The sequence below is a fragment of the Pseudomonas sp. PNPG3 genome (assembly GCF_023093815.1).
In the GTDB taxonomy this organism is placed as follows: domain Bacteria; phylum Pseudomonadota; class Gammaproteobacteria; order Pseudomonadales; family Pseudomonadaceae; genus Aquipseudomonas; species Aquipseudomonas asiatica.
On record NZ_JALLKV010000002.1, the window covers coordinates 263,355 to 285,590 of the forward strand.

Below are 22,236 nucleotides of genomic sequence, written 5' to 3' on the forward strand. Positions count from 1 at the left end.
GAGTCACGACAGTGGTCACAAATGGTACGCCGCGCGAGCCTGCGTCGATGGTCATCCTGAAGCCGTCTGTGCTGGCACCGGTCGACCTCATGGGCGAACGGATTGCACGGTTCGACTGGGGGCGAACACCGCTCGGGCCGCTGCCGCGCTGGCCGGCTTCGTTGCGCATTGCCGTCGACATGATGCAATTGTCACCGTTCCCGTGTGCCGTGGTCTGGGGACCAGACCTCAGCGTGGTCCACAATGAAGGCTATCGGGCATTGCGGCGGGTTGCCCCGGATGCATTGGGCATGTCCTTCGATGCGCTGTGGAGCGATGAGTGGCCGGCGATGGGACCGTGGGTGTTCAAGGCGCTCGAGGGGCGCTCGAGCTTTGTCGAGGACCCACCACTGCGTATTGGCTGCGGCCAAGGCGGGGAGCCGTTGTGGTGTGCGTTCGGTTACACACCGTTGCACGATGAACTGGGCAACGTGGCAGGGTTTCTGCACGCGGTGATCGAAACCACGGCCAGCGTCGAGGCGCATCGCCACTGGCGGGAGCAGGCGCAAGAATTCCAGCGGCAGGTCGAGCGACACCTGGTGGAGCGCGAGCAGTTCTGGCAGCTGTCGCGTGATGCGATGATGACCGTCACTCCCGAGCTGAAGGTGTGTGCCGCCAACCCCGCCTGGTATCGCATCCTGGGCTGGTCTGAAGAGCAGGTACTGGGCACTCCGGTGCTGGACCTGGTACATCCGGCAGATCGCGCTGAGGTAGAGGTGGCTGTTTCCGGGTGCCTGCAGTACCAGGATACCGAGCAGATAGAGACGCGCCTGCGCCACCGCGATGGCCATTACCACTGTTTTCGCTGGAGTGCACGGTTCGATGGCAGCCTGCTGACTGCCGTTGGCCGGGATATCACCGGGGAACGTGAGGAGGCTGCTCGTCAATCCGAAACGCTGATGCGCAACAACGAGCGTCTGGAGGTGGTTGGGCAGTTGGCCGGGGGCATGGGCCATGAATTGAACAACTTGTTGTCCGGCATCGGTGGCAGCCTCGAACTGCTTCAGCGGCGCCTGCAGGAAGGACGGCTGGAGCGGGTGGAGGCGTATGTCGAGGTCGCGCGAGATTCGGTGCAGCGTGCCATGGAGCTGACCCATCGCCTGCTGGCGTTTTCCCGTCATCAACCTTTGGCGCCCAGGCCGCTGGACTTCAACCGGCAATTGCGCTTGAGCGAACCACTGCTGCGGAGCACGCTGGGCGCCGAGATGCGCTTGCACTGGCAGCTGGATGTCACGCCGTGGGCGGTGAACCTTGATGTTTCCCAGCTGGAAAATGCCTTGATCAATCTTTGCACCAACGCCCGCGAAGCGTGCCTTGATCGCGGCAATGTCACGCTGCGCAGCATCAACCAGCGGCTGACAAGGTGTTTCCCGGATGAGAGCGGCCTGCCACCAGGCGACTACGTTGCGTTGTATGTGGAGGATGATGGCCATGGCATGCCGGCCGTGGACATTGCCAGGGCCTTTGAACCGTTCTTCACCACCAAGCCGGTCGGGCGTGGCTCAGGCCTTGGTTTGTCGATGGTGTATGGGTTTGTCGGCCAGTCGGGGGGCTACGCCTGGATCGAGTCGGCGCCGAACCAGGGCACCAAGGTCTGCATGCTTTTTCCAAGGTGGCATGACCCGGTACCCGAGGCGCCTGCGGTTGTGCAACGGACGCAGCGCATGGCCGGGAGGCAGCGCCTGTTGCTGGTCGATGACGAGCTCGGTTTGCGTGCTGTGATGTGCGAGTACCTGACCGAACGTGGTTTCGAAGTCATTGATGTGGGCGACGCCAATAGCGCACTGGAGCGCTTCCGCCATGACGGCCCGTTCGACCTGGTGATCACCGACATTGGCTTGCCGGGTGGTTTCAGTGGCCGCCAGGTGGCCAAGGCCATGCGCATGCAGCTGCCGTTGCAGAAGATCCTTTTCATTACCGGCTATGCGGGGCAGCCGATCGAAGCGCAGTTGCTCGAGCAGCCGGGCACGGCATTGATGAACAAGCCGTTCCCGCTGGCGGACCTGGTGGATGAGGCGCTACGCATGCTCGAGGAGTGAAGCGGTTCAGGGCTTGCCCAGTATCTGGGTCACCTGGGCCTGCAGCTGCTTCAGCTCGAAGGGCTTGCTGATCAGGTGCATCCCCGCCTCCAGGAAGCCCTCGCGGGCCATGGCGGTTTCTGCATAGCCGGTGATGAACAGTACTGGCAAGCGTGGGCGCAGGTTGCGGGCAATCTCGGCCAACTGGCGGCCATTCATGCCGGGCAAGCCGACATCGCTGATCAGCAGATCCACCGGTTGTGTCGAACGCAGTACCTTAAGGCCCTCATTGGCGTCGGCGGCACTGTGGCAGGCGAAGCCATCCTCGCGCAGGGCCTGGCAGAGCAATTGGCGTACATGGGGGTCGTCCTCGACTACCAGCACGTGATGGCCCTGGTAACCTCGCACGGGTTGTACGGGTTTGACAGGTGCCTGGCCCTGGTCGACATGGCGCGGCAGATAAAGGTCCACCCGGGTCCCGTGGCCGATCTGGCTGTGCAAGGTGACATGTCCGTGGGATTGCTTGCTGAAGCCGTAAACCATCGACAGGCCAAGGCCGATGCCCTGGCCGATCGCCTTGGTGCTGAAGAACGGCTCGAAGGCATGCTCCAGCGTGCTTTGCGCCATGCCCTGGCCGTCATCGATGACTCGCAGGCGTACATAGTCGCCGGCGCACAGGGCACCGCCAGCGAATTGCCCGGCGCCGATGTGCTGGTTACTTGCCTCGATGCGCAGCTGGCCGCCATTGGGCATGGCTTCGCAGGCATTGAGCAACAGGTTATCGAGGGCCTCCTGTAACTGTTGGTCATCGGCTTCGACCGACCACAGGTTCTTGGCGATTTGCACCTGCAGGGTCACGGTCGGGGTCACGCAAGCCTTCAGGCGTTTTGCCTGGAGCAGGTCGTGCAGGCCGACCTGCTGGGTGTGCAGCGATTGCCGAGAAGAGAAGGCCAGCAGGCGGTGGGTCAGGCGCGCGGCGCGTGACACCGCCTCGCGGCCCATGCGCAGCACGTTGTCCAGGCCATCGCTGCGACCCTGTCGCAAGCGCCGGTCAATCAGCTCGAAGCTACCACCAATGCTGGTGAGCAGGTTGTTGAAGTCGTGGGCGACCCCCCCGGCCAGTTGGCCGATGGCCTCCATCTTGCGCGTCTGGTGGCGTGCGAACTCGCTGCGTTGCTGGTCTTCGCCGGGAGGTGCGGCCTTGGCGTCAAGGCGTTGCTGCAGGTCTTGCAACTGGTCGCGTGCCAGATACTGCCGACGCCGGTTGCGCAGGGCGGACTGGGTCATGCGCAGCAGCTGGGCGTTTTCGAATGGTGCGACCAGCAGGACCAGGTTGCCCACCGGGAGGTTGGTCGAGCCCTTGGCCGCTTGGCTTCCTTGACCGAGCAGCACGATGGGCAGGTCCGACCAGCACGGTTGCTGGTCGATGAATTCTTGCAGCAATGCACTTGGGCCCTGTTTGAACGCTTGCTCGGCAATGATCGCCAGGCCTGCGCCTTCGGCCAGGCAGGCTTGCAGGTTGGCCAGGTCGACCGCACACAGGGTGTCGATGCCCGCAGAAGCGAGCAGGCGAGCAGTATCTGCGGCTATTGGCGGGGGCGCCAGGATCAATGCACGTTCGTCCAGCGCCAACGAACTGGCCACAACACACTCTCCTGAAGGGTGGTCCGATATCCACTGGACCCTGGGCACAGCCCCGGGGTTCAACAAATTTTCGGACGTTGCTTACAGGCCCTGTTGCAACACTGGGTCGTCCGGGTTCTGCCGCTCCAGCTCGGCCAGCAGCACCTGCACGTTCTGCAACTGGCCGGTTTCCTTCCAGTACTTAATCAGCAACACCCGTGCCCGGCGATTGGCCGGCTGGCGGTTGAGCACGATTTCCAGTTGCTTTTGCGCGGCGTCGAGTTGTTCCAGTTCATGCAAGGTGACTGCCAGTGTATAGCGGTAGTCGGCGTTGTCCGGGTCCAGTTCGACGGCACGGGACAAGGCCAGCAGTGCGTATTCGCGCTGTTCGTGACGGTTAAGCCAGAGCCCCAGTTCGTACTGCAGAAAGGCCGAATCGGGGCTTAGCGCAAGGGCTTTGCCCAGTATCTGACGCGAGGCGTCGTGATAGCCCTGGCGCTCCAGCAGGCGTACCTGAGTCGCCAGTGCGTCGAGGTTGCCTGGCGCTACCGCCAGGGCTCGCTGCAGGGCGGTGTCGGCCAGGGTGTAGTCGTTTTCGTGCAGGTAGAGGCGCGCCAGGTGGACTTGGGCGTTGGCGTCTTCGGGTTGTTGCTCGAGGGCCTGCTGGTATTGCTCCAGGGCGACCTGTAGCGGGCCGAAATAAAGGCCGATGTCATCCGGAGCAAGGCCGAGCAGGGCATCTACCGCGGCAAAGCGCACGCTTTGCTCGTCGTCGTCCAGCAGTGGGCCGAGTACCAGGCTGCGCTGCGCCGCCGGCAGCAGGCGGCGAATACCGGCAATGGCTGCACGGCGCACCTGCGGGTCGGCATGCTCGAGGTCCTGACGGGCGAGTTTCAATGCCTGGGGCGAAGGGTAGTTTGGCAGTTCGGCATACAAGGCGGCACGGCGAATGGGCGGCAGGTCGGTGCGCTGCAGTTGCTGGTACAGCACCCGTGCAGCGCCGGGTTGGCCCTCATGGGCCTGGCGCAGGGCCTTGGCGTAGCTGTGCGCAGGCAGGGTAGGCGGGGCTGGCGGAGCGTCGCGCCACAGGTAGCCGAACAGGGCCGATACCAGGATCAACAGCAGCAGGGCGATCAGGTAGCGGTTGCGTCTGTGCATCGGACGATCCGGGGCGGCGGGAAGGGCAGAGCTTGGGCTAGCCGGGTGGTAAATGCAACCAGGTCCCTGCACACACCCTCAATCAGCATAAAAAAGCCCCGCGGACCAAGGCCTGCGGGGCAAACGGTTGGGGGAGGGGCCAACCAAAGGAGTCGTTGAAGCGGGTGTATCAGCGCGCGCTGGCTACGGTCTCCGGTTGCCAGCCGCCGCCCAGGGCCTTGTAGATGGAGACGATGCCGCGGTACAACTCGACTTCACCCTGGGCCTGCGCATCTTCTGCGCTCAGCCGCTCACGCTCGGCATCGAGCAGCACCAGGTAGTCCACCGTACCCTCGCGATAACGAATCGAGGCCAGTTCCGCCGCCTTGCGGCTGGCGTCGCTCTGGCGCATCAGCGACAACAGCCGCTGCTGGGTCTTGTCATAGTCGCTGAAGGCGTTGGCCGATTCTTCCAGGGCCAGCAACACCTGCTGTTCATAGTTGGCCAGTGCCCCTTCGGCATCGGCCTTGGCACCGCGCAGTCGGGCGCGCACGCTGCCCAGGTCGAAGGCGGTCCACGTTATGCTCGGGCCCAGCGCCCAGGCATTGGCTGCCGAGGAACCTATCTGCGAACCACGTGCAGCAGTAAAGCCGAGGAAGCCACTGAGGCTGACGCGCGGGAACAAGTCGGCCGTGGCCACGCCAACGTTGGCGGTGGCAGCCGCCAGCTGGCGTTCGGCGCTGCGGATGTCCGGGCGGCGGCGCAGCAGTTCTCCCGGGTCACCCACCGGTAGCGCCTTGGCGATGGCCGGCAGTGCCTTGGGCGACAGGTCGACGCTGAGCGCCTCGGGGCGCTGACCGAGCAGGGTGGCGATGCGATGCCGGGCCCGTGCCTGTTCCGCCTGCAGTTGCGGTACGGTGGCTTCGACCCCGGCCAGGCGCGCGTCGGCCCGCACCACATCAAGGTCGTTGCCCACGCCGGCATCGCGCAGGGTTTCGGTGATGGCCCGCGATTCCTGCTGGGTCTTGAGGTTGGCCAGGGCGATCTTTTCGCGCAACTGCGCCCCACGCAGCTGGCCGTAAGCATCCACCAGTTCGGCGATCAGGCTGACCTGCAGCTGCTGCAGGTCGGCCGCGGCTGCTGCTTCCTGGGCTTCGCTGGCTTCGATCTGGCGCTGGATGCGGCCGAACAGGTCAAGCTCCCAGGCCATGTCCAGGCCCAGGTCGTAGCGCTCACTGTTTACCCGCTGCGTGGTCTGGCCGGGGATCTGGCCCTTGCCGATGTCGCTGCTGGCGCGGCTGGTGACCACCGGAAACTGATCGTTTTCGGCGTCTTCACGGATCGAACGGGCCGACTTCAGGCGGGCGAAGGCCACGCGCAGATCACGGTTGCCATCCAGCGACGTCTGCACCAGCTGGTTCAGCACCGGGTCGTCGAACTGCTTCCACCACAGGCTTTCGAAACGGCTACGGTCGTAGGCCTTGGCCTGTATGTCGCTGGCCAGCTGCGCGGGCTCGGTGGCTGGCGCCTGGTAGTCCGGGCCTACTGCACAGGCCGCCAAGGCGAGCGCCAGCAAGCTCGGGGTCAAGGGTTTGAGCAGGTTCATGCATGGCTCTCCAGCGATTGGGCGCGTTCGGCCTTGCGGGCCTGGCGACGCTCGACGAAACGGCGAATCAGGAAGAAGAACACCGGGGTCAGGAACAGGCCGAACACGGTAACCCCGATCATTCCCGAGAACACCGCCACGCCCATGGCATGGCGCATTTCAGAACCGGCACCGGAGCTGAACACCAGTGGAACCACACCCATGATGAAAGCGATCGAGGTCATCAGGATCGGCCGCAGGCGCAGGCGGCAGGCTTCCAGTACCGCAGCCAGCGGGTCGAGCCCCTTGGCCTGTTCGTCCTTGGCGAACTCGACGATCAGGATCGCGTTCTTGCACGCCAGGCCCACCAGTACGATCAGACCGATCTGGGTGAAGATGTTGTTGTCACCCCCCGACACGATCACCCCGGTGATGGCCGACAACAGGGTCATCGGCACGATCAGGATCACTGCCAGCGGCAGGCTCCAGCTTTCGTACTGGGCGGCAAGCACCAGGAAGGCCAGCAGCACGCACAGCGGGAACACGAACAGCGCGGTATTGCCCGAAAGGATCTGCTGGTAGGTCAGGTCGGTCCACTCGAAGGTCATGCCGTTGGGCAGTTCCTCCTTCAGCAGCTTCTCGATGGCAGCTTCGGCCTGGCCGGAGCTGTAGCCCGGTGCCGCGGCGCCGTTGATCTCGGCGGTGATGAAACCGTTGTAGTGCATCACCCGGTCAGGCCCGGAGGTGTCGCTGACCTTGAGGAAGGTCGCCAGCGGGATCATCTCGCCGAGGTTGTTGCGCACCTTCAGCTGGCCGATCTGCTCGGCATCGAGGCGGAACTGCTGCTCGGCCTGGACGTTGACCTGATAGGTACGGCCAAAGCGGTTGAAGTCGTTGGTGTACAGCGAGCCCAGGTAGACCTGCAGGGTGTCGAAGATGTCGGTGATCGCCACGCCGTGGGTCTTGGCCTTTTCCCGGTCGATGGCGGCATCGACCTGGGGCACGTTGACCTGGTAGCTGGTGAAAAGGCCCGCCAGTTCCGGCACGTTGTGGCTCTTGGCGATGATGTTCTGGGTTTCCTTGTACAGCGCCTCGTAGCCCAGGTTGCCACGGTCTTCGATCTGCAGACGGAAGCCGCCGATGGTGCCCAGGCCTTGTACCGGCGGTGGCGGGAAGATCGCGATGTAGGCGTCCTGGATGTCGGCGAACTGGGCATTCAGTGCAGCCGCGATGGCCGCCGCCGACTGGCTCGGGTCCTTGCGCTCGTCGAACGGCTTGAGCGGGGTGAACACGATGCCGCTGTTCGGGCTGTTGGTGAAACCGTTGATCGACAGGCCAGGGAAGGCTACCGAGTCGGCCACGCCAGGCTGCTTCAGGGCGATTTCGCTCATGCGCTTGATCACCGCTTCGGTGCGGTCGAGGCTGGCCGCGTCAGGCAGCTGGGCGAACGCCACCAGGTACTGCTTGTCCTGGGCCGGCACGAAACCGGTCGGGGTGGACGAGAAGCCGAGGTAGGTCAGGCCCATCAGGCCGGCATACACGAACAGGGCGATGCCGCTGGAGCGGATGACCCGACGCACGCCGCCGACGTAGCGGTTGGAAGCGCGGTCGAAGAAGCGGTTGAACGGGGCGAACAGCCAGCTGCCCAGCAGTTTTTCCAGGAACCGCGAGAAACGGTCCTTGGGCGCATGGTGGTCCTTCAGCAGCACGGCTGCCAGGGCCGGCGACAGGGTCAGCGAGTTGAATGCCGAGATGACCGTGGAAATGGCGATGGTCAGAGCGAACTGCTTGTAGAACTGCCCGGTCAGGCCGGAAATGAACGCAGCAGGTACGAACACCGCGCACAGCACCAGGGCGGTGGCGATGATCGGCCCGGTCACTTCGCCCATGGCCTTTTGCGTGGCTTCCAGCGGTTTCAGGCCCAGGCCGATGTTGCGCTCGACGTTCTCCACCACGACGATGGCATCGTCCACCACGATACCGATGGCCAGGACCAGGCCGAACAATGACAGCGCGTTGAGCGAGAAGCCGAACAGGTGCATCACGGCAAAGGTACCGATCAGCGATACCGGCACGGCCATCAGCGGGATGATCGAGGCACGCCAGGTCTGCAGGAACAGGATGACGACCAGCACCACCAGCACCAGCGCTTCGAACAGGGTGTGTACCACGGCTTCGATGGAACCACGGACGAACACGGTCGGGTCATAGACGATGCTGTAGTCCATGCCCTCGGGGAAGTCCTTCTTCAGCTCGGCCATTTTCGCCCGCACTTCGTCGGAGATCTCGATGGCGTTGGAGCCTGGGCGCTGGAAGATCGGAATGGCCACCGCCGGCTGGTTGTTCAGCAGCGAACGCAGGGCGTACTGGCTGGAACCGAGTTCGACCCGGGCGATGTCCTTCAGGCGGGTGATTTCGCCATCGGCACCGGCGCGGATGATGATGTTCTCGAACTCTTCCTCATTGACCAGACGACCCTGGGTGTTGATCGACAGCTGGAAGCTGGTCGAACCGGGGGCGGGTGGGGCGCCCAGCTGGCCGGCGGCCACCTGGCGGTTCTGCTCGCGGATTGCAGCCACCACATCACTGGCGGTGAGGTTGCGCGAAGCGGTCTTGTTCGGGTCCAGCCACACGCGCAGCGAGTAGTCGCCCATGCCGAACAGCTGCACATCGCCCACGCCGCCCAGGCGCGCCAGCTCATCCTTGATGTTGAGGATGGCGTAGTTGGACAGGTAGAGCATGTCGTAGCGGTTATCCGGCGAGGTCAGGTGCACGACCATGGTCAGGTCGGGCGAGGCCTTGTCGACCGTGATGCCTATGCGGGTCACTTCCTCGGGCAGCTTGGGCTGGGTACGCGTGACGCGGTTCTGCACCTGCACCTGGGCGTTGTCCAGGTCGGTGCCAAGGGCGAAGGTGATTGTCAGCGTCAGCTTGCCGTCAGCGGTGGACTGGGAGGACATGTACAGCATGTTCTCCACGCCGGTAATCGCCTGCTCCAGTGGCGCGGCGACGGTTTCGCCGATGACCTTGGGGTTGGCGCCGGGGAAGTTGGCGCGCACCACCACGGTGGGCGGCACCACTTCGGGGTATTCGCTGATCGGCAGCTGGAACAGCGAGATCGAACCCGCGATCAGCAGCACCAACGACAGCACCGCGGCGAAAATTGGCCGGGTAATGAAGAATTTCGAGAAGTTCATCGGTGTGGTCCCTTAACCGCGTGGCGCCTGGGCGCTGGCGACTTTCACGTTGTTGCCCGCCACCTTCGGCGCCGGGTTGCTGGCCTCCAGGGCCTGGCGCTGCTGGGCGAGGGCGGCGAGGGTCTGTTCGCTGGCCATCGGTGTCTCTTCCGGGGTGACCGGTGAGCCAGGGCGCACACGCTGCAGGCCCTTGACCACGATGCGGTCGTCCTTGCCCAGGCCGCTGCGCACGATGCGCAGGCCTTCCAGCTTCGGCCCCAGCTCCACGGCGCGGTAGGCGGCCTTGTTGTCCTTGTCCATGACCAGCACGAACTTCTTGCCAAGGTCGGTGCCCACGGCTTCGTCGTTGATCAGCACGGCCTGGTACTGGGCGCTGCCCACCAGCTTCAGGCGTGCATACAGGCCTGGGGTGAACTGGCCGTCGCTGTTGTCGAACACCGCACGGCCACGGATGGTGCCGGTGCGCGGGTTGACCTGGTTGTCGACGAAGTTCATCTGGCCCAGGTGCGGGTTGCCGGTTTCGTTGGTCAGGCCCAGGTACACCGGGGTGCTCTGGCCGCGCTGGCCTTCGCGGGCCAGCTGGGTGTACTTGAGGTACACGCGCTCGTCGGCGTCGAAGTAGGCGTAGACCTTGTCGGTGGAGACCACGCTGGTCAGCGGGGTGACATCGGCGGTGACGATGTTGCCGGCGGTGAACTGGGCGCGGCTGACACGGCCGCTGATGGGCGCGGTGACACGGGTGAAGCTGAGGTTCAGGCGTGCCAGGTCGAGCTGGGCCTGGATCGCGTCGACCCCGGCGCGGGCTTCGGCGGCGGCGCTGCTACGCGATTCGGCCAGTTCTGCGGAAATGGCGTTGCTGTCACGCAGGCGTTCGCCACGGCGGGCTTCGTTGGCGCTGCGAATGGCGGTGGCCTTGGCCTGCTGCAGTTGGGCTTCGAGGCGGCGGACCTCTGCCTGGAACGGGCGTGGATCGATCTGGAACAGCAGGTCGCCTTTCTTGACCTGGGCGCCTTCGGTGAAGGCTACCAGGTCGATCTGGCCGGAGACCCGTGGGCGTACCTCGACGGTTTCCGGCGCTTCGAGGCGGCCGGTGAACTCGTCCCATTCATTGATCGGTTGCTCGATCACCTTGGCCACGCTGACCTTCGGCGCGGTGGGAGCCTGCACTGCGTCTGGGGTTCGGCCACAAGCGCTGATCACCACCACTGCCAGGGCAGCGAGGGGGAAGCGCAAGGGTTTGAATGATTGTTCCATGGAGAACTCCGCCAATGTATTAGTAGTGGGCGGAGTGTGAGTGTCTTGCGCGTGAGGCACGAATCGAACGGGACGAAGGTTATTATCACGATGAATGATATGAGCAGATCATTCATCGATTGCAGACATGGCCAGCTCGGTCGTGGGCTTTCATCCTGGGTCAGAGATTTCAGTGAATGCTCGAGGCCAGTTCGAAGATCGGCATGTACATCAGGATCACGATCAGGCCGATCAGCAGGCCGATGAAGGTCATCAGCAGCGGTTCGAACAGCTTGACGAACCATTCCACCCAGCGGCCGATTTCCTGGTCATGGAAGTCGGCGCAGCGCTCCAGCATTTCGCCCAGGTTGCCGGACTGCTCGCCGGCGCGCAGCAGGCGCAACGACACCGGCGTCACCAGTTGCCCGGCCTCCAACGCATCGGACAGGGGCAACCCTTCGGCGACCCGCTGGCTGGCGTGCTCCAGGCCCTCGGCCGCCGCGCTGCCGAGCAGGCCGCGGGCCATGCCCATGGCGGTGAGGATGGGGATACCGCCTTGCAGCAGGATGCCCAATGAGCGATAGAAGCGCGCCAGTTCGTACATCATCAGGCGTTGGTGAAGTGCCGGCAGGCGCCGCAGCTGGCAGGCTGCCCAGCGCCGTACCCATGGCTGGCGGCGCAGCAGCCACAGCGCAGTGGCCGCACCGAGGGCGCCCAATGCCAGCGGTAGTTGCTGGGCATGCAGGAATAGCCCGATCTGCATCAGCAGCCGAGACAGCCAGGGCAACTCGGTGCCCATGCCCTCGAACACCTGGCTGAAACGCGGCACCACGTAGCCAAGCAGGAACAGCACCACGCCACCGCCCACCAGCAATAGCAGCATCGGGTAGACCGAGGCACCCACCAGCTTCTGCCGGACCAGGTCCAGGCGCTGGCGGTAGCTTATGTAGCGGGCGAGGGCGTCGCCGAGCGCGCCGGTACGCTCGCTGGACTGTACCAGCGCCACGTATAGCGGCGGGAACACCCGTGGCTGCTGGCCCAGGGCCTGGGACAGCGAGCGGCCTTCGTACAGTTGGCGGACCAGTTCGGCGAGCACTTTGCGCGCTGCGGCTGCGGGGGCCTTTTCCGCCAGGCTTTCCAGCGCGTCGATCAGCGGCAGGCCGGCGTTGAGCAGGGTCGAGAGTTCCTGGCTGAACAGCACCAGGTCAAAGCTTGCTTCGCGGCGCCAGGCCATGCCGCGCAAGGCGCCGCCGTGGCCATGCAGGCTGAGCACGCGCAAGCCCTGGTCCTCGACCTGGCGGCGGGCCTGGTCGGCGTCCTCGGCGTCGATCTGCAACTGCACCACACCCTGCCTGCCCAGGGCCTTGAGGCTGTAGCGCATGGCCGTTCTCCCTACTGCCAACTGGTGATTTCGGCGTTTTCCCCGTCGCCACCGGGCTGGCCGTCCTTGCCCATCGACAGCAGGTCGTACTCGCCGCCGTTCTCGCCGGGTTGCCGGTAGATGTATGCGCGGCCCCACGGGTCTTGCGGCACGGCCTTCTGCAGGTACGGGCCGGTCCAGCGCGCTTCGCCATTGGGGGCGACCACCAGGGCCTGCAGGCCCTGCTCACTGCTGGGGTAGTGGCCGACTTCCAGGCGGTACAGGTCCAGGGCCTTGCTCAGCCCCTCTATCTGCGCCCGCGCCACCTTGGCTTCGGAGCGGCCGAGCTGGCTGAAGTACTTGGGCGCGACGATACCGGCCAACAGGCCGAGCACCACCAGCACCACCAAAAGTTCGAGCAGGGTGAAGCCACGTTGAGGGTTGGTTCTGCGCTGCATGGTGAAGCCCTCCGCTGCATGGGGACAAGCTTTTGCTGGCTCCATGCAACAGCCGTGCACGCCTGCGCTGGCGCCTTGCACCATGCGGCACGCGAAGCGGCACAGTGCTTGCGTCGTGGTCATCGACACCGGGTTTTCCGGGGTATATCCCCCAACATCGGGGGAGACCACGAAGAGGCGACCGACATGCGTGGACTCATTCTCGGTTTGATCTGGCTGGTGGCAGGTGCTGCCCAGGCCGATGTGTACATTTCCATCGACGCCAAAGGCAGCTACATACTGACCAACGTCCATCGACCCGGGCGCCTCTATGAAACGGTGATCAGCGAGCCGAAGGCCCAGGCCGGCCCGGCCAACGCGCAGCTCATCACCGGCCGCCCCTACGCCAAGCTGGTCGCCGCCGCGGCGCGCACCCACGACGTACCCCCGGCGTTGCTGCATGCGGTGATCAAGGCCGAGTCCGGTTACAACCCCAAGGCGCGTTCGCCAGCGGGCGCGGTGGGGCTGATGCAATTGATGCCGGATACTGCCCGCGAGATGGGCGTGGAAAACCGCCTGGACCCGGAAGACAACGTGCAGGGAGGGGCCCGCTACCTCAAGCGCATGCTCAATTTGTTCGACAATGACATCACCCTGGCCGTGGCGGCCTACAACGCCGGCCCGGACGCGGTGCTGCGCCGTGGTGCGGTACCGCCGTTTGCCGAGACCCGGCGCTATGTACCGAATGTGCTGCGGGAGTACCGCCGCTTGCAGGGGTTGACGGGTGATTAGCCCCTGTAGCCCCTTTCAACGCTGGTGCGACCCCTGTGGGAGCGGCTTTAGCCGCGAAGAATCCAACGCGGTGCATGGCACCGGCTGCGCCGGTGTTCGCGGCTAAAGCCGCTCCCACAGGGGCCGTGTGAGCATCTGGATTTTTGCAAGGCAGGTGCGTTCAATACGGGAAACAAGACAATACCCTTCGGCGGATGCCACCAAGCTGACCCGATGGTTTCCCCAACTCTGGGCTATAACCTTCTGAAGGTGCTCAGTTGTGGAGTCCGCCATGGACATCGCCCCTTGTTCCGACGTTATTGAAGTACCCGCCGGTAACGAACTGGCCACCCGACGCAAGCCGTTCAATCTGCTGCGCTGGTACGCCTGGGTCAGCCTGGCCATCATCCTCTCGGTAGCGGTCGGGCTGGGGTTGATTTCCAGCCGCTTCATCGTCGACGAGAGCATCGAGCGCGATGCCTTGCTCACCGCGCAGTTCATCACCTCCATCGCCGATGCCGAAGTGCGCCATGTGTCGATCCCTAATGTGCGCACCATGGGTGAACTGCTTGACCCGCGCATCGACCGCGCCAACCTGCTCGATGTCGACCCGGACGCCCGGCGCAGGGCGCGTGGCGAGTTCCTGGACCACATTGCGCACCTGCCCGACATGCTGCTGGCCAACATCTATGCCCCGGACCGTACGGTGATCTGGTCCAGCAACCCGGCCCTGGTCGGCAAGCTGATAGAAGGCGATGAGGACCTGGAGCAGGCTTTCGAGTACAAGATGCGAGTCTCGGCCAGCTACCACAACTTCGAACAGGCCCGCGTCGAGCAGAAGTTCGTCATCCCACCCGAGCAGTTGTTCATCGAAAACTATATTCCGCTGTTCGATGCCGATGGCGAGCAGGTCACGGCGATGGTCGAGATCTACAAGGAGCCCCATGACCTGATCGTGCGCATCGAGCATGGGCTGATCCTGATCTGGCTGGCGATCACCATCGGTGCCGCGCTGGTCTACGTAGGCCTGTACGGCATCATGCACCGCGCCGCGCGCCTGCTGGCGGTGCAGCAGAAGCGGCTGATCAGCAACGAAACCTACGTGGCGCTGGGCGAGGTGTCCTCGGCGGTGGCCCATAGCCTGCGCAACCCGCTGGCCAGCATCCGTTCCAGTGCCGAGTTGGCCCAGGCGTTCGACGATGGCCCGGCGCAGCGCAACGTCAACGACATCATCAGCCAGGTCGACCGCATGTCGCAGTGGATCCGCCAGATGTTGCAGTCCTTGCGCCCGCTCAACGATGAGGCCGTGGCGGTGGATTTGCCGCTGGCATTGCAGGAAAGCCTGCAGACCTACGCAGTGCCGCTGGCGCGCGGCGGAGTGAGCCTTGACCTGCAACCGATACCGGCAGTGCAGGTGCTGGGGCATCCGGTGTTACTGCGGCAGATCTTCAGCAGCCTGATCGCCAATGCCCTGGAGTCGATGGAGCAGGGTGGGCGGTTGCGTGTCGAGGTGGTGCGCCATGACCGGCGTAACCTGACCCTGCGCCTGTCCGACAACGGCAAAGGCATGACCGAACAGCAGCAGCGCATGGCCTTCCGGCCGTTCTTCACCACCAAGCAGGGTGGGTTGGGCGTGGGTCTGGTGTTGGTGAAACGCATCATGGAACGCTTCGGGGGCAGTGTCCGCCTCAGCAGCAGTGAAGGCCATGGCACCCGGGTTTCGCTGAGTTTCCGGCTGGTCAATGGCTCCTGACTTACATTAATAAATGCTCGTATCTAATTGTTTATAAAGGATTTAATGTTTTTTGGGTGAAAACCCCCAAATGTGGGGGATAGCCCTCCAAGTTAATTTAAGATGTGTCTTCAACCTATTGATAATCAAAGATAATTTGAATTGGCATGTTGGCTGGCTGGGTTCTTGCAATGTGACAGGCAGAGCGCAACACACGACAAATGGCGGCTGCGGCTGCACGGGTGGAGTGCTATCAATTGGCTACTATTTGTCGCCTTGATGCATTTCTGAATGGACGCCCTGGGCGGGAAGCACGCGATGCAGATGCTGGATAAAGAAGTTCCTGACAAGGCCAGTACTACCGCCAACGGTGTGGCCGTGCCATTGCGCGAATTCAACCTGCTGCGCTGGTTTTCGGTCATAAGCCTGCTGATCATCGCCTCGGTGGCGGGCGGGCTGGGTTATGTGTCGACGCGTTTCGTGGTGCGCGACAGCGTCGAGCGCGATGCCATGCTCACCGCCCAGTTCATCCAGGCCATGGCCCAGGCCGAAGTACGTCATTCGCAGTTGCCGCCGGGCACCACCATGGGCGAGTTGCTTGACCCGCGCCTGGACCAGCAGCACTTGCAGTTCACCCCGGAGCTGGCCGAATCGACCCGGGTCGAGTTCCTCGACCATGTGGAGCACCTGCCGGACACCTTGCTGGCCAACGTCTATGCCCGCGACCGCACCATTGTCTGGTCGACCAACCGGGAGCTGATCGGCAAGCGAATCGAGGCCGATGGTGACCTGGACCGCGCCTTCCGCTCGCGCAAGACGGTATCGGCCAGCTACCACCAGGCCGAGGATGACCGCGAAGAGCAGAAGTTCCAGCGTGAACCGCGCTTCCTGTTCATCGAGAACTACATCCCGCTGTTCGACAGCCAGGGCGAACAGGTGCTGGCCATGGTGGAAATCTACAAGGAGCCGCAGGACCTGGTGTTACGCATCCAGCGCGGTTATGTGCTGATCTGGGCTTCTACCCTGGTGGGCGGGGCGCTGGTCTACTTCGGCCTGTTCTGGATCGTGCGCCGCGCCGCGCAGCTGCTGCACCTGCAGCAGGACCGGCTGGTGGCCAGTGAAACCTATGTGGCCCTGGGCGAGATGTCTTCGGCCGTGGCGCATAGCTTGCGCAACCCGCTGGCCAACATTCGCTCCAGCGCCGAACTGGCTCAGGAAATCGCCAACCCCGCGGCGCAGAAGAACATCACCGACATCATCAGCCAGGTCGACCGCATGTCGCGCTGGGTGCGTGACCTGCTGGTGTCGCTGCGCCCGACCAGTGACGATGCCGAGGCCGTGGACCTGGTGACGGCCATCGAGGACACCCACCTGGCCTTCGCCCAGCAGATCGAACGCAACGGTGTGTACTTCTGCTACGAAGGCCCCCGGTCGCAATGGGTGGCCAGCCAGCCGCTACAGCTCACGCAGATTCTCAACACCCTGTTCTCCAATGCCCTGGAAGCCATGCCTGAAGGTGGCATGCTGTGCGCCCAGGTCAATGTGCAGGATGGGCAGCGTGCCGAGTTCGTCCTTAGCGATACCGGCAAGGGCATGAGCCAACAGCAGGAACGGATGGTGTTCAAGCCGTTCTACACCACCAAGCAGGGCGGCCTGGGTGTAGGCCTGGCCCTGGTCAAACGCATCATGGAGCGTTTTGGCGGCTCGGTCAGCCTGAGCAGCCGTGAAGAGGAAGGAACCCGCGTCAGCCTCACATTCAATATCGCAGCGGGAGGGGACCATGGAGCAAAGCATCCTGGTAGTCGAGGATGATGAAATTCTCGCCGACAATATTCGCACCTACCTCGGCCTCAAGGGCTTCGAGGTCACCGTGTGCCACAGCGCGGAGCTGGCGCTGGAGCAGATAAAACGGGGCCAGCCCGATGCGGTGCTGACCGACAACTCGCTGCCGGGCATGAGCGGGCACGACCTGCTGCGTACCTTGGTGGCGCAGGTGCCGGACCTGAAAGTCATCATGATGACCGGCTATGGCAACGTGGAAGATGCCGTGCAGGCAATGAAGGAGGGCGCCTTCCATTACCTGACCAAGCCCGTGGTGCTGGCCGAGCTCAAGCTGACCCTGGACAAGGCGCTGGCTGCCGAGCGCATGGAGCGCACGTTGTCGTTCTACCAGGAGCGCGAGGCGCAGAAGTCCGGGTTGCAGGCATTGATCGGTGAATCACCGGCGATGCTCACCCTCAAGCACACCCTGCGCCAAGTGCTGGATGCAGAACGGCGCATGGCCAGCGACGACCTGCCACCGGTGCTGATCGAAGGCGAGACCGGTACCGGCAAGGAGCTGGTGGCCCGCGCCCTGCATTTCGATGGTTCGCGCAGCAAGGGGCCGTTCATCGAGTTCAACTGCGCCTCGATCCCGGCCAACCTGCTGGAGGCCGAGCTGTTTGGCCACGAGAAGGGCGCCTTTACCGATGCCAAGGAGCGCAGGGTGGGCCTGGTGGAGGCTGCCGATGGGGGCACCTTGTTCCTCGACGAGATTGGCGAGATGGACCTGGTGCTCCAGGCCAAGCTGCTGAAGTTGCTGGAAGACCGCAGTATCCGCCGGATCGGCGCGGTGAAGGAGCGCAAGGTCGACCTGCGGGTGATCAGCGCTACCAACTGCAACCTGGAGCAGATGGTGCAGCAGGGCAAGTTCCGCCGCGACCTGTTCTTCCGCCTGCGTATCATTGCCCTGAAGGTACCGCGCCTGTATGCCCGCGGGCAGGACGTGCTGCTGCTGGCGCGGCATTTCCTGGCCCATCATGGCCGGCGTTATGGCAAGCCGAACCTGCGCTTTTCCGCCGAGGCGGAAAGCCTGATGCTCGGTTACAGCTGGCCAGGCAACGTGCGCGAACTGCGCAACATGCTGGAGCAGACCGTGCTGCTGGCGCCGAACGAGGTGGTGCAGGCGCACCAGCTCAACCTGTGCATGACCTTGATCGACGAGCCGCTGGTGCAGCAGGCGGCGCCTGCGGTGTTCGAAATGCCTCGGCACGAACCGGAGCCCGGCACCAGCCTGCCGGACATGGAGCGCGACCTGGTGTGCAAGACCCTGGACCGCACGGACTGGAACGTGACCAAGTCGGCACGCATGCTCGGGCTGTCGCGGGATATGCTGCGGTACCGGATCGAGAAGCTGGGGCTGACCAGGCCGGACAAGCGCCAGTGGTGAGCATCGGATAATGGGCCGTACAGGGGCCCCTGTGGGAGCGGCTTTGGCCGCGACCACCGGCGCAGCCGGTGCCATCACCGTGTTGGATTCTTCGCGGCTAAAGCCGCTCCTACAGGGATTGCGGCAACTTTTGGAATTTGAGCAAGACAGTTGCATTCAGGGGCATTGATCAACGCTGATTATCGGCTGCTCCCTGCCGCCCGGTACCTTCCGAGCCACTGCCATCCATCCCTGGCAAATCCCGGTTGTCATTCTGTTCAGCTGGCGGGCTGTCCGGGTCGTTGCCCTTTATGCGTGGGTCTGTGTCCCGCGGCATGGGCTTTTCGATCGGGTTGAGGGTGCTGTCCGCGCCCGGCTTGGGCGCCGGGTTGTGCGGGTCGTCGGGGTAGGTGGGGCCGGTGCCGGCAGCAATGGCTAACGGCGCGGCGAGCAGGGCAATAAGCAGGATGCTTGAGCGGGGCATGGCAGGCTCCTTTGCTTCTGGTAGGGCTGATACTTCCCTTCGGCCCTACCCGAAGCTTCAAGGTGCCATTACCCCGATCAACGGTTACACCACCAGCGACAGCAACATGATGAAGATGATGCCGACGATCGACAGGATGGTCTCCATCATGCTCCAGGTCTTGAAGGTTTCCGCCACGGTCATGTTGAAGTACTGCTTCACCAGCCAGAAGCCGGCGTCGTTGACGTGGGACAGAATCAACGAGCCAGCGCCGGTGGCCAGCACCAGCAGTTCACGGTTGACCCCCGGCACCAGGTCGATCACCGGTGCAACGATGCCCGCACCGGTAATGGTGGCGACCGTGGCGGAACCGGTGGCGATACGGATTACCGCTGCTACCAGCCAGGCCAGCATGATGGGCGAAATCTCCGCCTGTACGGCCATCTGTCCGATCACGTTGCCCACGCCGGTGTCTACCAGCATCTGCTTGAAGCCACCGCCGGCACCCACGATCAGCACGATCGCCGCAGTCGGTGCCAGGCTCTGGTCGAGCATCTTCATGATCTGCTGACGGTTGAAGCCACGGGCCGAGCCAAAGGTATGGAAGGCCAGCAGCAGGGCAGCGAGCAGGGCGGTGATGGGGTGGCCGATCAGGTCCATCCACTGGCGCACGATGTGCTCGGCAGGCAGCACCACGTCGGCGAAGGTCTTCAGCAGCATCAGCACCACCGGCAGCAGCACGGTGACCAGGGTGATGGTGAAGCTCGGCAGATTGCCCTGGTCGGACTCCTTGGCGATCTGGTCCATCAGCTCCTGGGACGGGGTGCCCGGGATGTAGCGGGAAATGAAATTACCGAACAGCGGGCCGGCGATGATGGCGGTAGGCAGCGCCACGATCAGGCCATAGAAGATGGTCTTGCCGATGTCGGCATGGAAGATGCCGATCGCCAGCAGCGGGCCCGGGTGCGGGGGCACCAGGCCGTGCACCACCGACAGGCCGGCCAGCAGTGGAATGCCGATCTTGATCAGCGATACGCCGGAGCGTCGGGCGACGATGAACACCAGCGGGATCAGCAGCACGAAGCCGATCTCGAAGAACAGCGGGATACCCACCAGGAAGGCGGCGAACATCATCGCCCAGTGCACGTTCTTCTTGCCGAAGGCGCGGATGAGGGTTTGCGCGATCTGATCGGCCCCCCCGGAGTCGGCCATCAGCTTGCCAAGCATGGTGCCCAGGGCGAGCACGATGCCGACGAAGCCCAGAACACCGCCAAAACCGTCCTGGAACGATTTCATGACCTTGGCCACCGGCATGCCGGAGGTCAGGCCAAGGAAGCCGGCCGCGATGGTCAGTGCGACGAAGGGATGGACTTTGAAGTGGGTGATCAGCAGGATCAGCCCGACGATGGTAACCAGCGCGTCGAGCAGCAGGAAGGTATCAGTAGCCAGTCCGAACATGGTTTGAAGGCCTCGGTCTTATCGTTGTTTTGGCGTAGCTTTTTTGCAAATTTGCTTGCGCTTGAGGGGCAGGGTAGCGCTGTCTCGGTTGGGCCGGGAAAGCCGCCTGGGTCAGGCGGTTTGTGCCAGGCCCGGCTCACTGCGGCCCTTTAGCCAGCTGTCCACCGCTTCGGCAAGCGCTTCGATGGGCTGGGTGGCGTCGAGCGCCAGGGTCAGGGGTTCGCCGTGTGGCGGCTCCAGGGCAGCGAATTGGCTATCGATGAGGCTCGCCGGCATGAAATGCCCGGGGCGGGCCAGCACGCGTTTCTCCGCCTCGGCGGGTGACAGCTCGAGGAACACGAACACCAGCCCGGGCATGGCGTCGCGCAGGGAGTCGCGATAGCGGCGCTTGAGGGCCGAACAGGTCAGGATCGGACGTTCCCCGGCCTGGGTCGTGGCTTGCAGCTCCTGACCAAGACGCACCAGCCAACCGGCACGGTCGCTGTCGTCCAGGGGGATGCCAGCGCTCATCTTGCGGATGTTTTCGGCAGGGTGGAAAGCGTCACCTTCGATCAGGCGGCCGCCGCTTCTGGCAGCGATGGCAGCGCCGATGCAGCTTTTGCCGCAACCGGCCACGCCCATCACCACGATGGCGGACAGGGGAGAATTCATCAGTACCTCCTGCGGGTGAGATAGCGCTGTCTCGTTGTCGACGAACAGCCACCTCCCCGGTGTTATTGGTCTTGTCCCTACGCAGTATGGACGCTTGGCGGCGAGCGCGCGTTGGCTGCTACCAAAGATTACATTGCCTGCGTCCTGAGACAGCGCTACCTTAGTGGCCGTTCCCTTTCCTTGCAAGTAGTAAAATTACAACATCCATGTCCCGCACCGGCTCCCGTACCACAGGTCGTCCCACCTTGGCAGAAGTTGCCAGGCTTTCCGGGGTTTCCCCGATTACCGCCTCGCGCGCCCTGCGCGGGGTCAGCACGGTTGCGCCGGAGCTGGTGGAAAAGGTCGTTGCTGCCGCGGCGAGCCTCGGTTATGTCGCCAACCCGGCGGCCCGTGCCCTGGCTTCGGCGCGCAGCCAGTCGGTGGTGGTGTTGATCCCGTCGCTGTCCAACCAGCTGTTCATCGACACGCTGGAAGCCATTCATGAGGTCATGCGCCCGCGCGGGCTCGAGGTGCTGATTGGCAACTATCACTACGATCTTGCCGAAGAGGAGAACCTCATCCGCAACTACCTGGCCTATCAGCCCTGCGGCATGCTGCTGACCGGTTTCGAGCGCAGCGAGGCATCGCGGCAGATGCTGGCGGCCAGTGGCGTACCTTGTGTGCACATGATGGAACTGAATGGCGAAGCTGGTGCATTGTCCGTCGGCTTCTCGCAGCAGCAGGCCGGGCGCGCCGCCGCCCGCCACCTGATCGAGCGCGGGCGCAAGCGCCTGGGGTTCATTGCCGCACAGCTGGACCCACGAGTGATGCAGCGTGCCGAAGGGTTCCGCCAGGCGTTGGCCGAGGCCGGCTTGCAGGCGACCGAGCTTGAAGTGCTGACGCCGGAGCCTTCTTCCATTGCCTTGGGCAGCGAGTTGTTCAGCCAACTGATGCGGCAGGCGCCGGATGTCGACGGTATCTTCTTCTGCAACGACGACCTGGCCCAGGGCGCGGTGCTGCAGGCATTGCGCCAAGGGGTGGAGGTGCCGCGGCAGGTGGCGATGGTCGGTTTCAACGACCTGCCGGCTTCGGCGCACATGGTGCCGCGGCTGACCTCGATTCGCACGCCTCGCGCCGCTGTGGGGCGCGGTGCTGCGCAGGCGCTGCTGGCGTTGCTCGATGGCAAGCGGGTGCCGAATGCGCAGCAGGACCTGGGCTTCGAGTTGATGGTGCGGGAAAGTTCCTGAGGGCGGACGCTTGCCCATCCCGGTTAAGAATGGCGCTCCGTATTGCGAATGCAATAATTACAAGGTGATAGCACTGTGCTTGCATGGCGCTAACGGCGATCTATGCTCAGGACACCGCG

The 22,236-nt window shown here is 63.9% G+C and carries 16 protein-coding genes; 6 read left to right on the forward strand and 10 right to left on the reverse strand.

The annotated features are described in order from the left end of the window. Positions 1–47 precede the first annotated feature (47 nt). Positions 48–2,078, forward strand: a complete 2,031-nt coding sequence (locus tag MJ643_RS03230) for a PAS domain-containing sensor histidine kinase (protein ID WP_013972817.1) — start codon at positions 48–50, stop codon at positions 2,076–2,078. A gap of 6 nt (positions 2,079–2,084) precedes the next feature. Here the strand turns inward: MJ643_RS03230 and MJ643_RS03235 are convergent, their stop codons facing one another. From MJ643_RS03235 to gspG, 7 genes are all read right to left on the reverse strand, one after another. After that, a complete protein-coding gene (locus MJ643_RS03235; RefSeq protein WP_208209420.1) occupies positions 2,085–3,701 on the reverse strand; it encodes a response regulator in 1,617 nt (538 codons plus the stop codon). An 81-nt stretch (positions 3,702–3,782) separates the two neighbouring features. Beyond that, on the reverse strand, positions 3,783–4,838 hold the full coding sequence (locus MJ643_RS03240; protein ID WP_208209419.1) for a HEAT repeat domain-containing protein: 1,056 nt from the start codon (positions 4,836–4,838) through the stop codon (positions 3,783–3,785). A 169-nt stretch (positions 4,839–5,007) separates the two neighbouring features. Continuing rightward, complete coding sequence (locus MJ643_RS03245) at positions 5,008–6,423, reverse strand: TolC family protein (protein ID WP_208209418.1); 1,416 nt, start codon at positions 6,421–6,423, stop codon at positions 5,008–5,010. After that, positions 6,420–9,599 carry an efflux RND transporter permease subunit gene (locus MJ643_RS03250; RefSeq protein ID WP_013972813.1) on the reverse strand — a complete coding sequence of 1,060 codons (3,180 nt, stop codon included), beginning with the start codon at positions 9,597–9,599 and terminating at the stop codon, positions 6,420–6,422. Before MJ643_RS03250 ends, MJ643_RS03245 begins: the two co-directional genes overlap by 4 nt. Positions 9,600–9,611: 12 nt before the next feature. Then, positions 9,612–10,853: a multidrug efflux RND transporter periplasmic adaptor subunit MexE gene (mexE, locus tag MJ643_RS03255; RefSeq protein WP_015270540.1), complete on the reverse strand. Its 1,242-nt coding sequence runs from the start codon at positions 10,851–10,853 to the stop codon at positions 9,612–9,614. A gap of 169 nt (positions 10,854–11,022) precedes the next feature. After that, positions 11,023–12,213 carry a type II secretion system F family protein gene (locus MJ643_RS03260; protein WP_013972811.1) on the reverse strand — a complete coding sequence of 397 codons (1,191 nt, stop codon included), beginning with the start codon at positions 12,211–12,213 and terminating at the stop codon, positions 11,023–11,025. Between the two features lie 11 nt (positions 12,214–12,224). After that, entirely contained in the window at positions 12,225–12,650 is a 426-nt protein-coding gene (gspG, locus tag MJ643_RS03265; RefSeq protein ID WP_003258264.1) for a type II secretion system major pseudopilin GspG, read from the reverse strand. Between the two features lie 186 nt (positions 12,651–12,836). Between gspG and MJ643_RS03270 the strand changes: the two genes are divergently transcribed. From MJ643_RS03270 to MJ643_RS03285, 4 genes are all read left to right on the forward strand, one after another. Next, entirely contained in the window at positions 12,837–13,421 is a 585-nt protein-coding gene (locus MJ643_RS03270; protein ID WP_013972810.1) for a lytic transglycosylase domain-containing protein, read from the forward strand. A gap of 271 nt (positions 13,422–13,692) precedes the next feature. Then, a complete protein-coding gene (locus MJ643_RS03275) occupies positions 13,693–15,153 on the forward strand; it encodes a HAMP domain-containing sensor histidine kinase (protein WP_013972809.1) in 1,461 nt (486 codons plus the stop codon). A gap of 297 nt (positions 15,154–15,450) precedes the next feature. Continuing rightward, entirely contained in the window at positions 15,451–16,944 is a 1,494-nt protein-coding gene (locus MJ643_RS03280) for a HAMP domain-containing sensor histidine kinase (protein ID WP_024087202.1), read from the forward strand. Further along, a complete protein-coding gene (locus tag MJ643_RS03285) occupies positions 16,913–18,340 on the forward strand; it encodes a sigma-54 dependent transcriptional regulator (RefSeq protein ID WP_013972807.1) in 1,428 nt (475 codons plus the stop codon). The genes MJ643_RS03280 and MJ643_RS03285 overlap by 32 nt, the downstream gene beginning before the upstream one ends. Positions 18,341–18,509: 169 nt before the next feature. Here the strand turns inward: MJ643_RS03285 and MJ643_RS03290 are convergent, their stop codons facing one another. The 3 genes from MJ643_RS03290 to MJ643_RS03300 all read right to left on the reverse strand — a co-directional run bounded on the left by MJ643_RS03290 (position 18,510) and on the right by MJ643_RS03300 (position 20,891). After that, positions 18,510–18,803, reverse strand: coding sequence for a hypothetical protein (locus tag MJ643_RS03290; RefSeq protein WP_013972806.1), 294 nt, complete (start codon positions 18,801–18,803; stop codon positions 18,510–18,512). Between the two features lie 84 nt (positions 18,804–18,887). Further along, positions 18,888–20,240: a GntP family permease gene (locus MJ643_RS03295; RefSeq protein ID WP_013972805.1), complete on the reverse strand. Its 1,353-nt coding sequence runs from the start codon at positions 20,238–20,240 to the stop codon at positions 18,888–18,890. Positions 20,241–20,351: 111 nt separating this feature from the next. Further along, the gene (locus MJ643_RS03300) at positions 20,352–20,891 is read right to left on the reverse strand and encodes a gluconokinase (RefSeq protein WP_015270531.1); all 540 of its coding nucleotides are present in this window, start codon (positions 20,889–20,891) and stop codon (positions 20,352–20,354) included. Positions 20,892–21,097: 206 nt separating this feature from the next. Here MJ643_RS03300 and MJ643_RS03305 point away from each other — a divergent pair, with 206 nt between their 5' ends. Further along, positions 21,098–22,117 (forward strand): LacI family DNA-binding transcriptional regulator, encoded by a 1,020-nt coding sequence (locus MJ643_RS03305; protein WP_024087200.1) that lies wholly within the window; start codon positions 21,098–21,100, stop codon positions 22,115–22,117. Positions 22,118–22,236: the final 119 nt, after the last annotated feature.